Origin of the sequence: Dysgonomonas sp. 37-18 (genome assembly GCF_001899125.1) — a bacterium.
In the GTDB taxonomy this organism is placed as follows: Bacteria; Bacteroidota; Bacteroidia; order Bacteroidales; family Dysgonomonadaceae; genus Dysgonomonas.
On record NZ_MKVC01000004.1, the window covers coordinates 161,156 to 176,930 of the forward strand.

12 protein-coding genes are annotated in these 15,775 nt (G+C 34.5%); 9 read left to right on the forward strand and 3 right to left on the reverse strand.

Annotation, left to right across the window (positions count from 1 at the left end; translation table 11 throughout):
- The first annotated feature begins 6 nt into the window (after positions 1-6).
- The 7 genes from BGO84_RS01735 to BGO84_RS01765 are packed head-to-tail and all read left to right on the forward strand — an operon-like array spanning position 7 to position 7,922.
- Positions 7-897, forward strand: coding sequence for a glycosyltransferase family 2 protein (locus BGO84_RS01735; protein ID WP_291027098.1), 891 nt, complete (start codon positions 7-9; stop codon positions 895-897).
- On the forward strand, positions 894-2,045 hold the full coding sequence (locus BGO84_RS01740; RefSeq protein ID WP_291027100.1) for a glycosyltransferase family 2 protein: 1,152 nt from the start codon (positions 894-896) through the stop codon (positions 2,043-2,045). The genes BGO84_RS01735 and BGO84_RS01740 overlap by 4 nt, the downstream gene beginning before the upstream one ends.
- Positions 2,046-2,060: 15 nt before the next feature.
- On the forward strand, positions 2,061-3,173 hold the full coding sequence (locus BGO84_RS01745) for a glycosyltransferase family 1 protein (RefSeq protein ID WP_291027102.1): 1,113 nt from the start codon (positions 2,061-2,063) through the stop codon (positions 3,171-3,173).
- A 16-nt stretch (positions 3,174-3,189) separates the two neighbouring features.
- Positions 3,190-4,134 (forward strand): glycosyltransferase, encoded by a 945-nt coding sequence (locus BGO84_RS01750; RefSeq protein ID WP_291027104.1) that lies wholly within the window; start codon positions 3,190-3,192, stop codon positions 4,132-4,134.
- Between the two features lie 6 nt (positions 4,135-4,140).
- Positions 4,141-5,586: a lipopolysaccharide biosynthesis protein gene (locus tag BGO84_RS01755; RefSeq protein WP_291027155.1), complete on the forward strand. Its 1,446-nt coding sequence runs from the start codon at positions 4,141-4,143 to the stop codon at positions 5,584-5,586.
- Entirely contained in the window at positions 5,583-6,704 is a 1,122-nt protein-coding gene (locus BGO84_RS01760; RefSeq protein ID WP_291027106.1) for a glycosyltransferase, read from the forward strand. Before BGO84_RS01755 ends, BGO84_RS01760 begins: the two co-directional genes overlap by 4 nt.
- A gap of 21 nt (positions 6,705-6,725) precedes the next feature.
- Positions 6,726-7,922, forward strand: a complete 1,197-nt coding sequence (locus BGO84_RS01765) for a glycosyltransferase family 2 protein (protein ID WP_291027108.1) — start codon at positions 6,726-6,728, stop codon at positions 7,920-7,922.
- Positions 7,923-7,956: 34 nt separating this feature from the next.
- Here the strand turns inward: BGO84_RS01765 and BGO84_RS01770 are convergent, their stop codons facing one another.
- Positions 7,957-8,367: a transcriptional repressor gene (locus BGO84_RS01770; RefSeq protein WP_291027110.1), complete on the reverse strand. Its 411-nt coding sequence runs from the start codon at positions 8,365-8,367 to the stop codon at positions 7,957-7,959.
- A 541-nt stretch (positions 8,368-8,908) separates the two neighbouring features.
- Between BGO84_RS01770 and BGO84_RS01775 the strand changes: the two genes are divergently transcribed.
- On the forward strand, positions 8,909-11,068 hold the full coding sequence (locus BGO84_RS01775) for a TonB-dependent receptor (protein ID WP_291027111.1): 2,160 nt from the start codon (positions 8,909-8,911) through the stop codon (positions 11,066-11,068).
- Positions 11,065-11,553, forward strand: a complete 489-nt coding sequence (locus BGO84_RS01780; protein ID WP_006843580.1) for a DUF4625 domain-containing protein — start codon at positions 11,065-11,067, stop codon at positions 11,551-11,553. Before BGO84_RS01775 ends, BGO84_RS01780 begins: the two co-directional genes overlap by 4 nt.
- 133 nt (positions 11,554-11,686) lie before the next feature.
- On the opposite strand, the gene BGO84_RS01785 is transcribed toward BGO84_RS01780, so the two are convergent.
- Together BGO84_RS01785 and BGO84_RS01790 are read right to left on the reverse strand one after the other, a co-directional pair.
- A complete protein-coding gene (locus BGO84_RS01785) occupies positions 11,687-14,308 on the reverse strand; it encodes an alpha-L-rhamnosidase (RefSeq protein WP_291027157.1) in 2,622 nt (873 codons plus the stop codon).
- Positions 14,309-14,361: 53 nt separating this feature from the next.
- Complete coding sequence (locus BGO84_RS01790; RefSeq protein ID WP_291027113.1) at positions 14,362-15,507, reverse strand: glycoside hydrolase family 130 protein; 1,146 nt, start codon at positions 15,505-15,507, stop codon at positions 14,362-14,364.
- Positions 15,508-15,775 lie beyond the last annotated feature (268 nt).

Genomic DNA, 15,775 nt, shown 5'->3' on the forward strand with positions numbered 1-15,775 from the left:
AAGGATATGAATGATATCTATATATCTATAATAACCGTCAACTATAATGGAATGAGTGATACATGCCACATGATAGATAGCTTAATGCAATATCTATCTGAAGTATCGTATGAAATCATTATAGTGGATAATGCTTCTTTAAAAGATGAGATCACCGAGATACAAGCAAAATATAAAAACATACATTGTATAAGAAGTGATTCGAACTTAGGTTTTGCAGGAGGCAATAATTTGGGTATAATCCAGGCTAAGGGAAAATACGTCTTATTATTGAATAATGATACATATATTAATGATGATTCATTATTAGATCTCGCAGAGTTTTTAGATTCAAACGCAACTGTGGGAGCAGTTTCTCCTAAAATAAAATTTGCAGATTCCAATATTATTCAGTTTGCTGGCTATACAGATTTATCTCAAGTCACATTGAGAAATAGTCTGATTGGTTTTGGAGAGGCTGATTTAGGTCAATATGATACACCGGCTAAATCTCCATTCCTGCATGGAGCAGCGATGATGCTTAGACGAGATATTATAAAAAAAGTAGGTCTAATGCCTGAAATATATTTTTTATATTACGAGGAGTTAGACTGGTGCGAACAAATAAAGAAGAACGGATTTGAATTATGGTATACCCCTCAGGCTGTAGTATTTCATAAAGAGAGCCGGAGTGTAGGACAAAATAGTCCATTGCGATGTTATTATATGACACGTAATAGATTATTGTATGCATGGAGAAATAGGAGAGGCTTGGTTCGATTGGCTGCTATACTGTATCAATTTCTTATAGCCAATCCTAAAGGTATATTTACCTATATACTCAACGGGCGCTTCGATCTGGTTGGAGCTTCTATTAGAGGAATGATGAGTTTTACTAATATGAAAAAAACTTTATGAACGTAGTTAATATAGTTGATTCAGTATTATTTGCATTGATGTTATTTCCTGTTTTGTACCTTCTTGTATTTGCAATAGCTTCGCTAAAAAAGAGAAAGATACATTACCCTGAAACAGAAAACAAACTCAAATATGTTATTCTTTTCCCGGCATACAAAGAAGATAAGGTTATAGTATCATCCGTAAAATCCTTCCTCACTCAGGATTATCCTAAAAGTCATTTCGATGTTGTTGTTATCTCAGATCAGCTGAAAGATAAAACAAATGAAGAACTATCTCAGTTACCTGTTGATCTACTGATTGCTAATTACAAAGATAGCACAAAAGCAAAAGCTTTAATTTTTGCGCTTGATAATTTAAGTAAAGATGATTATGATGCTGTGGTAATAATAGATGCGGACAATACAGTAAGCCCCAACTTCCTAAATGAAATAAATAAGGCATTTTCCTTTGGTATAAGAGCCCTACAGGTTCACCGTATAGCAAAAGATCCAGAAACAGATATGGCTATTTTGGATGCTGCAAGCGAAGAGATGAACAATTCTTTTTTCAGAAGCGGACATATACGGTTAGGGCTATCATCTGCACTCAGTGGTTCAGGGATGGCCTTCGAATACAAATGGTTCAAAAAAAATATTAATAATATATCATCTGTAGGAGAAGACAAAGAATTGGAACTACAATTATTACGACAGGGTATATATATAGATTATTTGGAAGATGTATTTGCCTATGATCAGAAAGTACAGAATCAACAAGTCTTTTACAATCAACGACGAAGATGGATGGCTTCTCAATACGAAAATCTGGTAAAAGGGATGAAATATATTTCAGAAGCTTTGACAACAGGTAATATCGATTTATGTAATAAACTTATACAATGGGCTATGCTTCCTCGGTTGATTTTATTGGGATTGATATTCGTTCTTGCAGTTTTATTCTTATTAATTAATATATTTTGGTCTATAAAATGGTGGATATTGCTAATGTTTATGTGCTTATCTTTAGCCATTGCTATCCCGGATGAGATGGTTAATGAGCGCTTGATAAAAATACTCAGAAAATTGCCAAAGCTATTTATTTTGATGGTTATCAATCTATTCCGAATAAAAGGCGCAAAAAAGAAATTTATACATACAGAACATTGATATTGAGAATAGTAAATGAAAATTGCAATTGAAGCACAGCGTATATTTCGAAAGAAGAAACACGGAATGGATATTGTTATTCTAGAAGCTTTGCGAGAATTACAGGTACAAGATGCGTTTAATCAGTATTATATATTCGTGGCTCCGGGACCTGACAAGTGTTTAGAAAAAACCTCAAACTTTCATATAGTAGAAGTAAAATGTCCGTCCTATATATTATGGGAGCAAATAGGACTACCTCGTGCTGTATCTAAAGTAAAACCCGATGTGCTACACTGTACAAGCAATACCGCTCCCCTATTTGTAAATGTACCGTTGATAGTAACATTACATGATATAATATTTTTAGAAAAGAAACAAAGTTCTAATAAATCTCTATACCAAAACCTAGGACGGATATATAGAAAACTTGTTGTACCTCATATTTTATCGAAAAGTAAGAAAATTATTACTGTATCAGATTTTGAACGCGAAAATATTTGCAAAAAGACAAATATACCACCATCTCAAGTAGTCACTATTCACAATGGATACAACAAGCGGTTTCATTATATACCAAACTATCATAATGTTACAAAAAAATATATAGAAGAGGATAACTATATTTTATTCTTCGGAAACACAGATCCTAAAAAAAACACGTTGCGAACAATAAAAGCATATGCTTTATATCTCGAGAAATCAGATTATAAAAGACCTTTATTGATTTTGGATATTAATAAATCTATTATTGAAGAAATCCTAAAGAAGGAAAGCTTAGAGCACATAAAACCGTTTGTACACTGTCCCGGGTATATAAATAATTCAGATCTGCCATATATATACAATGGTGCATTTGTTTTTATTTACCCATCTTTGAGAGAAAGCTTTGGACTACCAATACTTGAGTCGATGGGCTGTGGAACCCCTGTTATTGTATCCAATACATCAGCTATCCCCGAAGTCGCTGGCGAGGGAGCTTTATATACAGATCCGTATAACGAACAAGATGTTGCCAATAAGCTGCTACTTATCGAAAATGATAAAGAAATGTATCAAAAATTAGTTGAATACGGAAGATTGAGAGTAAATTCGTTTTCGTGGGAATGGACTGCTAAGAATTTAGTCCAGATATACAGTTCTCTATAATGAATATATAAATTAAATGAATAAGCCAAAAGTAAGTGTTATAATACCTGTTTACAATACAGAGTTATTTGTTGAAGAAGCTATTAACTCTGTACTTAATCAAACTTTGACAGAGATAGAAGTGATTGTTGTAAATGATGGATCAACAGATAATAGCCTTAAAGTAATAGAAAGATTAGCAAATACTGATTCTCGAATAAAAAAAATTTCTCAAGAAAATCAAGGACAATCCATAGCCCGTAATTTAGGGCTAAATATGGCAAAGGGGGAATATATTTACTTTATGGATAGTGACGATATGATAAGTCAGAATACACTAGAAATATGCTACAATAAATGTACATCTGAAGATTTAGATTTTGTTTTTTTTGATGCTGAAAGCTTTAGTTATGGTGACATAATCCTATCTATTTCCTACAATAGAATAGGCAAGACGGATACACAAATCGATACTGGCATTCAAAAGATTAATGAATTAATCGAAACCCGCGGTTACAGTGCCTCTGTTTGTCTTCTATTTATAAAACATAATTATATAGCTTCTTTATCCTTAAATTTCTTACCAGGAATAATGCATGAAGATCAACTATTTACAGCAAAACTGTACACTCAGGCACAAAGAGTAGCGTATATCCCGGAAGCATTCTTTCATAGACGATTTCGTCCTGATTCTATTATGACTAAACAGTATACTATCTTTAATGTTAAGAGCTATTTTATAGTAGTAGATGAACTTATAAAATTTGCATGTAGTCAAAATGAAAATATAAAAAAGACAATAAATAAAACTATTCGGTTCTTTTTTGATCCTGCTATATATATGTCCAATATATTTAGATTGAACGAACGCTTTAGTATTGCTAAAATTTGCTTCCTTCGCTATCGTAGATATATATCTGTCAAGTCATGGCTCGTCCTTCTTTTTCCTTGGCTAATAAAACTAAAATCATATACAAAATAATAATTAATCCAAGTGTCGTTAAAAAAAGATTTTTTTACAGGTGTCACATATAATGCAATATCTAAATACAGTGGTATAATTGTATCATTGATTGTTTCCGCTGTATTAGCCAGACTTATTACTCCTGAGGACTTTGGTGTAATAGCTGTAGCTATGGTTATCATTACTTTTTTCAGTATTTTAAGCGATTTAGGATTAGCTCCTGCAATAATACAGAATAAGAGCTTAACTAAAGAAAATTTATCCGATATCTTCACCTTCACTGTTTGGCTGGGGATAATTATTTCTCTAGGATTCTTTTTTTCATCATGGGCTATAGCGTCTTATTATCAAATGAGCGATCTCACCAATATATGTCAGATATTGTCTATAAATTTATTCTTTGTTACAGTTAATATTGTTCCAAGCGCTTTGTTGTACAGAAATAAAGAATTTAAATTTATTGCTTTTCGAACATTTACAGTCCAATTTCTAGGAGGACTTATATCTATAATTGCAGCCTTAAATGGAGCTGGATTATATGCTTTACTTATTAACCCTATCTTTTCAAGTGCAACTCTATTTATTGTTAATATATTACGTTATCCTCAAAAGATGAAGATTATATTTAACATTTCTTCATTGAAGATTATACTTTCTTACTCCTCTTATCAGTTTCTGTTCAATCTAATAAATTACTTTAGTCGGAATCTTGACAAATTACTGATCGGGAAATATATGGGAATGTCTTTGCTCGGATATTATGAAAAATCATACCGTCTAATGATGTTACCATTACAAAATATAACCTATGCCATAACACCTGTTATGCATCCTATTTTTTCAGACTTTCAGAATGACCTTAAAAAGTTATCATCCTCTTATCTCAAAGTTGTCCGCCTTTTAGCTTTCATTGGATTTCCTTTGTCTATACTACTTTGGTTCACAGCAAGAGAGGCTGTATTAATAGTATTTGGGGATCAATGGATAAACTCTATACCTGTATTTCAGATTCTATCCTTATCAGTCGGAATACAAATCATATTATCTACATCCGGTGCTATTTTTCAAGCAGCTAATGCTACAAAATTATTATTCATAAGTGGACTGTTATCTTCTATATTAAATGTTTCAGGTATATTAATCGGAATATTTATATTTAATTCGCTTATTGCAGTTGCATGGTGCATTACAATTACATTTACTATGAATTTTATTCAATGTTACTATATCATGTACCGATATACTTTAAAGACAAGTATTATTAATTTTGTCAAACAATTCATATCTCCAATAATTCTTAGTATCATTCTATTTTCAATTCTACTATTTATATCTCAGTTAATAACAATATCAAACATATTTATAAGTGCTTTGTTCAAAAGTTTAATATTTATACTTATATACGGCCTTTATATACAGCTAACAAAAGAATTCGATATTTATAGAAAATTAAAAAATAAATTGAGATGAAACTATTATACCTGATTTTCCATGGGTTTGAGGCATATAACGGCATAAGTAAAAAGATACACTATCAGGTTAGTGCTTTGAAGCAATCTGATGTAGAAACACATCTATGCTATATTCATATTGACAATGATGGGCATCAAAGACGAATGATAGATGATCAAGAGCTAGAAAACTTTGAACATGGGATTAAAGGCAAAATAAAAAAATGGATTGACTATTCTAAAATATTAAAATACATAGAAACTAACAATATAAATCTTATCTATATAAGATCATATCACAATGCAAATCCATTTTTAATTTCTTTCGTGAAGCAAGCGGCTAAAATAGGGGTGAAAACATTGCTCGAAATCCCAACATATCCATACGACAACGAATACATCAATAGTTCTTTGCCGATTCGCTTACAGTTACTTACAGATAAGCTATATCGTCGCAAGCTAGCCCTCAATATATTCAGAATCGTTACATTCTCAAACGAAACAAATATCTTTGGAGCAAAAACAATTAATATATCGAATGGTATAGACTTTGATGCTATAAAAATAAAGGAGCCTACAAATAGTAATCCGAATATAATAACGCTGATAAGCGTAGCTGAAATTCATGTATGGCATGGATTCGACCGTTTACTAAAAGGTTTAACCGAATATTATAAAGTGAAACAAGATCTAGAAGTTCGGTATGAAATTGTAGGGTACGGAGATGAACATGAAATTTCGAAGCTAAAAAATTATATAATCCAGAATAAATTGGAGAACTATGTCACCTTTCACGGGCCACAATATGGAGAAAGCTTAGATAACTTGTTTAATCAGGCATCAATAGGAATTGCCAGCCTGGGACGTCATCGAAGTGGAATCACCAATATAAAGACTCTAAAAAACCGCGAATACGCAGCAAGAGGTATCCCGTTTATCTACTCCGAAGTAGATGATGATTTTGAAGAAAAACCTTACATTATGAAAGTAAGTGCTGATGAATCTCCAATAAATATTCTTGACGTGATCGCATTTTATGAAAAAGTAAAAGCAATACCTGCTATAGAAATACGCAATTCTATCAATAATCTTTCATGGAAGAATCAGATGGAAAAGGTTATTTCAACTTGTAAATAAACGATTTGAATTAGTGTTTCTATGATTTTAATTATTATATTCTGCCTATTTGTATTCATCATCTTCTATACTTACTTAGGGTATGGCATCTTAATTTGGTTTCTAGTTAAAATCAAAGAAATTTTTAAACCACAAAGCAAGAATAAATTGCAAGATGTAGAGTTACTCGATGTGACCTTGCTGATTGCAGCTTATAACGAAGAAAATGTTGTGGTAGAAAAAATGGCCAATATAGAGTCATTAGATTATCCAAAGGAAAAGCTCCACGTTGTCTGGGTTACTGATGGCAGTACAGACAGTACAGTAGAAATGCTAAAGTCGTATCCTAATATAAGAGTCTTGCATAAACCTGAACGTGAAGGAAAAACTGCTGCCATAAACAGAAGCATGTCTTACATAGATACTCCTATTGTTATATTTACAGATGCAAATGCTATACTAAACACTCAAAGTATAAACGAAATAGTATCGCTATTTGCAGACAGTAAAGTAGGTTGTGTTACAGGAGAAAAAAGAGTAAACATAGAATCAAAAGATAACGCTTCGTCTAGTGGCGAAGGTTTTTATTGGCGTTACGAATCTGTATTAAAAAGTTTAGACTCTCGCCTATACTCTGTAGTTGGTGCTGCGGGCGAGTTATTTGCGATAAGACGTGATTTATTTGCATATATTCCAAATGATACAATTCTTGATGATTTCGTCTTGTCTCTAAAAACAGCAGAAAAAGGTTATCGCATAGCGTATTGTTCCGAAGCATATGCAATGGAATATAGCTCCGATTCGATGATAGAAGAAGAAAAAAGAAAAGTAAGAATTGCAGCAGGAGGACTACAAGCAGTTTGGAGATTACGTCCTCTACTTAATATATTCAAGTATGGAGTTTTAAGTTTTCAGTACATATCCCATCGCGTGTTGAGATGGACCATAACACCTTTGGCTCTTTTTGCTCTATTACCTCTTAATGTATTACTTTGCATACAAACCTACCCTACATGTACATTGCCTGCTATATTATTAATATTACAAGTTATTTTCTACTTATTAGGTTTTGTAGGATACACACTTGCTAAAAAGGAGATAAAAAATAAGGTGCTGTTTATTCCATATTATTTTCTTTTTATGAACTTAAATGTCATAAAGGCATATTCTTATTTAAAGAAAAGAAGTAATAGCGGAATATGGGAGAAGGTTAAAAGAAAATCTACTCAAAACAGTTAAATTGGAGAAATCAAGATACCAAGAAAGAACCTAATTATAGAGGCTCACTACATTTATTACAACTCCCTTTTATTAATATCTCACATTCGTCAGATTTAAATCCTTCCGGTAAGTTATACTTTTTTAAAGATATATTATCGAGACAAGTTATAGAATGACAACTTTTACAATAAAAATGAGCATGATCTTTTTTATTGCCTGAAAGATGAACATCATTGAGTACATATTTTGTTATGTTATCAACTGTAATTTTATGTATAATTTCAGTCTCCAATAATGTTTGTACTGTGCGATAAAAAGTTATGCGATCGTAAAGATCTCCCATCTCCATCTTTATATCACCCTCGGTTAAAGAAATACTCTTCTTTTGCAAGATATTAATCAGCATAACTCGCTGAGCTGTTTTCTTTAAACCCTTACTTCTGAGTAAATCTATTGCATTCATATTATCAATCTTTATAGCTAAACAAAAGTACCACAAAATCAGGCATTACACAAATTGATAAAATATAAATATTGAAACAATGTTGCATTTAAATAAAATTTATATCTTTGCAATCTCCTAGTCAAAATTCATATTCGGTGTGAGACAATATAAAGTAAATAAAATTATCTTGGCATGGCTATTAGCGGCTATATTCATAACTCCGCTTATAGTTAAGGGTGTTCATATTTATAAATATGAGTGCGATGAAGAGCATTGTTCACATGCTAACGATAAACATAAACCGCAACATAATAGCAATACATGTCAGGTTTGTAAACAGACTTTATCTTTATTTACTGAAGCTAGTTTTTGTATTTCAGATACAATACAAGTAGTATATACTAACCGGATATACTACTTATATCTGGAGAATGGATATAATTCTATACCTCAACTCAATTATCTACGAGCACCACCCTCTATTAAAAACACATTTTCCTCCGGGATAATTCTATCCCAACTTTATTCGTAAATTATTTTAATAAAAACAAATACTTATATGTATATCCGAATAATTCGGATTATGCTCTTGCTCGTATTTGTATTGCCCTTGTATAGTCAAGAAACAGATTCTATCAAACAGGTAGAGTTAGAAAGTATTACTATAACTGCAACATCTTATAAGACATCAAGTAAACTTAACTCGGCTCTGTCGGTAGAAGTAGTAGAAAAGGATTTTTTAAGAAATCACTTTACAGGCAATCTTATACAAGCGCTTGAGTATATACCGGGAGTGCGTTCTATGGATATCGGCTCCGGATTTTCCAAACCCATGATACGAGGAATGGGATTCAATCGTATTTCTGTAACCGAAAACGGAATAAAACAGGAAGGCCAACAATGGGGCAGCGATCACGGATTTGAAATTGATGCGTTTAATATCGAACGAGTCACTGTCCGCAAAGGGCCATCCTCACTCCTCTATGGAAGCGATGCAATGGGAGGCGTAGTGGAAATAACACAAGATCCCCCACCCTTCGACAATCAGATTTTTGGTGAAGCTGTGGTACTAGGCAAAAGTGTAAATGAAACATCCGGCGGTTCTGTATTATTAGGTCTGAAAAAAAATGCATGGTATACAAAGTTGCGATATTCCGAACAGCGTTTTGGAGATTATCGCATACCGACAGATACAATTGTTTATCTTACTCAGAAAATTCCAATATACAACCGAAAGTTAAAAAACACAGCCGGTATTGAGCGTAATATAAGTTCATATACCGAATACCGTAGCAGAAAGTATTATTCAAATTATTCGATAAGTAATGCTTACCAAAAAACAGGATTTTTTCCGGGAGCACATGGTATACCTGACATATCCCGTGTACAGGACGATGGAGATGACCGTAATATTGAATTGCCATATAGCAAAGTGAATCATTTGAAAATAACATCACGACAGCAATATGTATGGGATAAACTCATTGGATATTGGGACGTTGGATATCAGAAGAATCACAGGGAAGAGTGGAGTAAATTCCATACTCATTATGGAACACAAGCACCTCCCAACAAAGATCCGGATAAAGAATTGGCTTTCACTCTCGATACATATAGTTCTTCTATTAAGCTGAAAACAATAGCTTCAGCCACATGGGAATATAATGCCGGACTTGATATTCAATATCAACAAAATCGTATATCTGGATATTCATTTCTCTTACCCAGATACAATAGATTTATAGGTGGAGTATTTGGTATTGCTACATGGCGGCCATCACAGCAGCTTAGCTTTACTGGAGGTATTCGCTATGATCATGGAAATGTAGACATATCAGCATATAGTGATCCTTACCTAGAAACATATCTGCAAGAAATGGGATATGACAACGAACTGATAAAGCAATATAAGTGGCGTAGCTATGCTGTAAACCGCAACTTTGGAGACTTTTCGGGATCGCTCGGTATTATATGGAATCCGAATATATATCATCTTATAAAAGCAAATATAGGACATAGCTTTCGGCTTCCCGGGGCAAACGAATTAGCAGCAAATGGAGTACATCATGGTACGTTCAGGCACGAACAAGGAGATCCATCTCTTAATTCGGAAAGAGGATGGCAGCTGGATGCATCTTACTTGTATGAAAACAAGAGCATTTCTTTTTCCTTCACTCCATTCTTTAGCTGGTTTAGCAATTACATTTTTCTGAAACCAACAGGCGAATGGTCTGTACTTCCTCATGCGGGACAGATATACCGATATACTGGTGCTGAAGCTATTTTTGCAGGAACTGAGATATCTTTCAGTATAAACTTGCTTCCACATCTGGAGTATTCTTTCACAGGTGAGTACGTATATACTTACAATCTTGATGAAAATACTCCTTTAAGTTTCTCGCCGCCGGCATCTATGCGAAATACAATAACATGGAAAAAGAATCAATTCCAAATACATGCTGAATTGTATAGCATTGCCAATCAAAATAGAGTGTCAAAGAACGAAAGTACAACATCAGGAACCAATTTAATTAATCTCGGAGGAAATATAAATATACCGATATATAACACAATGATAGATATCAGTTTATCACTTCGGAATCTATTGAATACTAAATATTATAACCACTTAAGTTTTTACAGAAAAGTTGAGATTCCAGAACCGGGTCGCAACTTTCAATTATCAATTAAAATACCTTTTAAAAGTAAATTAAAATGAGAACAATTATTAAAATTCTATTCCTATCAATTATTAGTATAATAACATCTATATCATTTACTTCTTGTAGTAATGATAACGATGGAGATACAACTCCACCTGCGATCAATCTAACTGCTCCGGCAGAAGGTGCTGTATTAAAGATTGGATCAGATATTCATTTCGACATGGAATTATCCGACAATGAAATGTTATCTTCCTATAAAGTAGAGATACATAACAACTTCGATGGTCATAACCATACAAAATCGTTAAAAGCCGAAGATGGTACTACCGCATTTGCTTTTCAGAAAACATGGAGTGTAGCCGGACAAAAAACAGCAAAAATACATCATCATGAAATAATCATACCGGAAAATGCAACCCCTGGTAATTATCACTTGATGGTATATTGTACAGACGCCGCTGGAAACGAATCGTATGTTGCACGTAATATTGTATTAAGTCACGACGGAGAAGATGATGACCATGATCATGATCACTAGATAAAAGCCCCTTTATAAGTAAAACCTCAGTATAGCTCAATAAAGTATACTGAGGTTTTCTTCTGAACTCAACAATTTTATTTACAGCAAAATAAACTCTTATACAATAACTTAACAAGTATTTATTCGTAATCTAAATCAAAGAAAAGGTTAGTTCAGACACGCCATTTCCAATCTCAATAGAAGATTTTGTTTTATCCAAATCACGCCCATTTACTTTACTCTTATGAGCATTAGCTGGTACGATAACCGTTGCGCTGCATCCTACAGGAAGTGCAACATTTATTTTCAACACAGCACCTTCCAGCCACCAATCAACCGATACTTTTCCATACGGTGAGTCTACTGATGTTTTTGCCCACGTAACACCTTCAGGAATCTGAGGTTCAATATATACATGCTTGTAACCCGGATTTTTCTCATCAGTACGAATACCGCCCAATGCCTGATAGAACCAAGAACCTATAGCGTTATAACAATTATGAATACGGCTTCTCTCACCGCTCCAGTATTCCCATGTGGTAGAAGCTCCATTATCTATCATATGCAGATAGCCCGGGTAGTCACGCTTTTTCAACATGGAATACATAAAGTCTGCCGATTTGTTTTCTATAGCCCATCTGGTCAGAATAGAAACACCCACCAATCCTACTGCTATATGATCATTGTATTTCTCTTTTGTTTCTCTGAACAGTTGATCTTTCACTTTATCATAAACGTCCGAAGGCGTTACTCCTACAAGCATTGGATACGACATATCGAGCTGTGAACCTGTAGAGTACATGTTCTTATCAGCATTAAAAAACGTTTTATGCAGTAGCTGATCTAAAATGACTTTTCGCTGAGCAAAATCTTTTGCTTCATCACGTTTATTCAGCACTGTGGCTATTTTTTCCATTATACCGAAGCAATCACTTACAAAACAATTGTTCACGAGATTTATAGATAATTCCGACCCCGAATCGACACCTATCGGAGCTAGCCAATCGCCTAAAAACCAATCGCGGTAAGGTGTATCCGGCCAACGCTTCAGTAGACCATCTACTGTATATTTTTCTACATATTTCAACCATTCCTTCATCGCAGGGTAATATTGCTCTATTAGTCTGGAATCATTATAGTTGACGTAAATTCTCCACGGTGCAACGATAAAAAATCCACACCAATACGGGCCACCTCCACCCGCTCCGGGATTAGGGGCAACATGGGGCAGACTTCCACCTTCGCGCATAGAGTCATCCCAAGCTTGCAGCCAGTTCATAAACAGAGGCGATACATCATACATTGTTTGAAGTGTCTCCAACGACGAATTACCGTCCCCGCCATATCCGGCTCGCTCTAAATGGGGACAATCCACCATATAACCAGAGAAAGTAAGGCAACGCATCGTGTATTTAATCATATTATGAATCGCATTCAGGTCGGGATCGGAGCATTCAAAAGATGACCTGTCTCGATAGTCGGTATGTATAAGACATGCCTTTATATCTTCTTTTACAGGTTTTTCCCTCAAATGCGAAACTCTTACATACTGAAAAGCATGATGATTAAATTTATTTTTGAACACTTCTTTACCCTCACCGGCAGCGATATAAATATCACTTTGTCCCTGATCTAGAAAATTGCCACCTTTATCCAAAAAATCAGTATATTCGAGTAGAATTTCATGCCCTTCAGGTAATTTTGGAAAATGAATTTCAAACCAACCGTTCAAAGCTTTTCCCATATCCACAAGCCATGTACTATCACCCAGCTGCTTTATATTTTTAGGTATGAATATTTCTTGTATTTTGTTTGGCTGAGTCATTTCGGGCGAAGCCTTGTGTCCTGGCAAATCGACTTCTACTACCTTAGACCATGTCATACGATTGAGCGTACTTGGTGATAAATCAATCGGAATAAGTTTACGATCCAGACGTTCGCCTTTGAATTGTAAGGCTTGCCATGTACCTGTATCCATATATCCACTCTGAGAACCTAGCCACGAAGAATTTGTAGTCAATATGGTATTCCAGTTTTTGTTATATAAAATATCCAACTGAGCCTTTACAAGCGGGCCATCATGATCGGTGCCGAATGTTGTCTTCTTATACCAGCCGCTACCAAGCCAGATAACCAATTCGTTTTCTCCTTTCTTCAAATAGTTGCTTACATCGTATGTTACAATAAGTGATCTTTTATTCAATTGCGAAACTGCGGGAGAAAGGACATCATCACTTACTTTCGTTCCATTGATATATACTTCGTGATAGCCTAATGAATTGATATGTAAAAACGAAGTCCCTGTATTCTCAATTCTGAACTTTTTCCTTAACAAAGGGGTTTGTGTGTTTCCTACACCCACAGGCAAGCCGATATAGCTGCCTTGCATTTTATCATTACCCACTATTCCGATTCCAAACCCTGCAATACCGCTCCAATCAGAAACCTCACCTTTATCATTCCATATACGAACCCGCCAATAGCATAACAATCTTGATGATAAAGGACGTCCATTATAAGAGACCATTACCGACGAGGAGGAACGCACTTTTCCCTGATTCCACAAATTAGCTTTATTATTCAAAAGAGCAATACTGTCCGATGCTACTTGTATTTCGTAAAACCGTTGTTGCATTTGTCCTTTGGAATATACTATCTTCCAACTAAAATGAGGATTTACATTATCTATAGCATTCGGATTTATCAGATTCTCACACCTCAGGTCTGTAATACCTATCAAAGAGCGGGCATTACAGATCGGGTGTATAAGCATCGATATAATTATCAAAAAAATATGATAGTATGATTTTCCCATGATTAAAATATTTATTCTTTTTCCTTTTCGGGATCATATACAGCTACAGCCACGCGCGAATCGGCACATCCATAGTATAAATACCATTTTTTACCATAAAACACTAACCCTTCAATAAACACCGTTCCGGCAGGATATTGTCCGCTTTTTTCAAAATCGGCTTGGGGTGTATAGAAAGGCTTATCCAGTTGCCCGAGTAGCTTAGTGGGATCTTTCGAATCAAATAAAGCTTGCCCTGCGCAATAAGAATTTGCAGTATACAAGGTATCACCTTCAATCCCTGTTGCATTCTTACCATTATATAGCAATAAGATTCCCTTGTCTGTCATTACAGCCGGTGGACCACATTCGGTAAGCGAGCTATCGAACTTTCCTTTACGAGTCTCTATTACTTTCAGAAAATCTCCGCTTTCAGTTAATAAAGGAGTCCAGTTTATCAGGTCTTCAGATGTTGCTACATTTACAAATTTCTCGCCCCAGTACATCCAATATTTTCCATCAATTTTAGCAATCACCTGTTTTCCGCTTACTAGTTTGGTAACAATTGATGCTGATTTCGAAAAATCATCTTTAAATCTCCCATTATAAGCTTTTGTAAATACCGGTCCATGTTTCTCCCATGTATGTAAATCTCGGGTAGTAGCCACCGCTAAACGAGCTTGTTTTCTATTCCATTGCGTATAAAACATAACATACATACCATCTTCAGTCATTGCCAAACGCGGATCTTCACAACCACCGGGCCACTCTAGCTCTTTTTGGCTATCATTGTCAGGGTAGAATACAGGTGTAGACTTTCGTTGAAAATGAAGCCCATCTTCTGACCAAGCATATCCTAAGCGGGATGTACGTCCACCTATTCTCTGCCCCGACTTATCTTCTGCACGGTAAAGTACTACTATTTTACCATCGTAGATAGTTGCTGCGGGATTGAAGGTATCATTCGATTCCCAATCAACAGAGTCTTTTGTTATCGGACAATAAAAACGGGTTGTACTATCAGGTGAGATAATCGGATTAATACCTTCAGGACGCTGAAAATCAGTCCATGCCCAATCAGGAAACGCCACAACCTTTTCCGAAAATTTTTTCTCTTTACAAGAGATCAATGTAATCACTGCTACAAAGAGAATTACTTTAAAAATACTGTTTTTCATTGATTTATATTTTAATTATTTTTCTATTTGCATGAATCAAAAATATGAGATTTACATACGCTTAAAAAGTGACACCATCCAAAAGCACACATCAACATCATAATCAAACATATAACCCCCAAAAGGTGACAAAAGTGACAGATTTAAAGCATATATTTAAACTGTTATTTCCTTTAAGCATAAAACTCTTATTATCTGCACTATATAGATAAATAAAAAGAAATAAAGTTACAATCATATTTAGTCAATACGAAGGTCTCTGTCACCT

Bases quoted from the DNA above. Each gene is read 5' to 3' on its own strand.
- BGO84_RS01765 (WP_291027108.1), top strand. From the start codon at position 6,726: ATGATTTTAATTATTATATTCTGCCTATTTGTATTCATCATCTTCTAT.
- BGO84_RS01785 (WP_291027157.1), bottom strand. From the start codon at position 14,308: ATGCTTATACACCCGATCTGTAATGCCCGCTCTTTGATAGGTATTACA.
- BGO84_RS01770 (WP_291027110.1), bottom strand. From the start codon at position 8,367: ATGAATGCAATAGATTTACTCAGAAGTAAGGGTTTAAAGAAAACAGCT.
- BGO84_RS01780 (WP_006843580.1), top strand. From the start codon at position 11,065: ATGAGAACAATTATTAAAATTCTATTCCTATCAATTATTAGTATAATA.
- BGO84_RS01775 (WP_291027111.1), top strand. From the start codon at position 8,909: ATGTATATCCGAATAATTCGGATTATGCTCTTGCTCGTATTTGTATTG.
- BGO84_RS01760 (WP_291027106.1), top strand. From the start codon at position 5,583: ATGAAACTATTATACCTGATTTTCCATGGGTTTGAGGCATATAACGGC.
- BGO84_RS01740 (WP_291027100.1), top strand. From the start codon at position 894: ATGAACGTAGTTAATATAGTTGATTCAGTATTATTTGCATTGATGTTA.
- BGO84_RS01735 (WP_291027098.1), top strand. From the start codon at position 7: ATGAATGATATCTATATATCTATAATAACCGTCAACTATAATGGAATG.
- BGO84_RS01750 (WP_291027104.1), top strand. From the start codon at position 3,190: ATGAATAAGCCAAAAGTAAGTGTTATAATACCTGTTTACAATACAGAG.
- BGO84_RS01745 (WP_291027102.1), top strand. From the start codon at position 2,061: ATGAAAATTGCAATTGAAGCACAGCGTATATTTCGAAAGAAGAAACAC.
- BGO84_RS01790 (WP_291027113.1), bottom strand. From the start codon at position 15,507: ATGAAAAACAGTATTTTTAAAGTAATTCTCTTTGTAGCAGTGATTACA.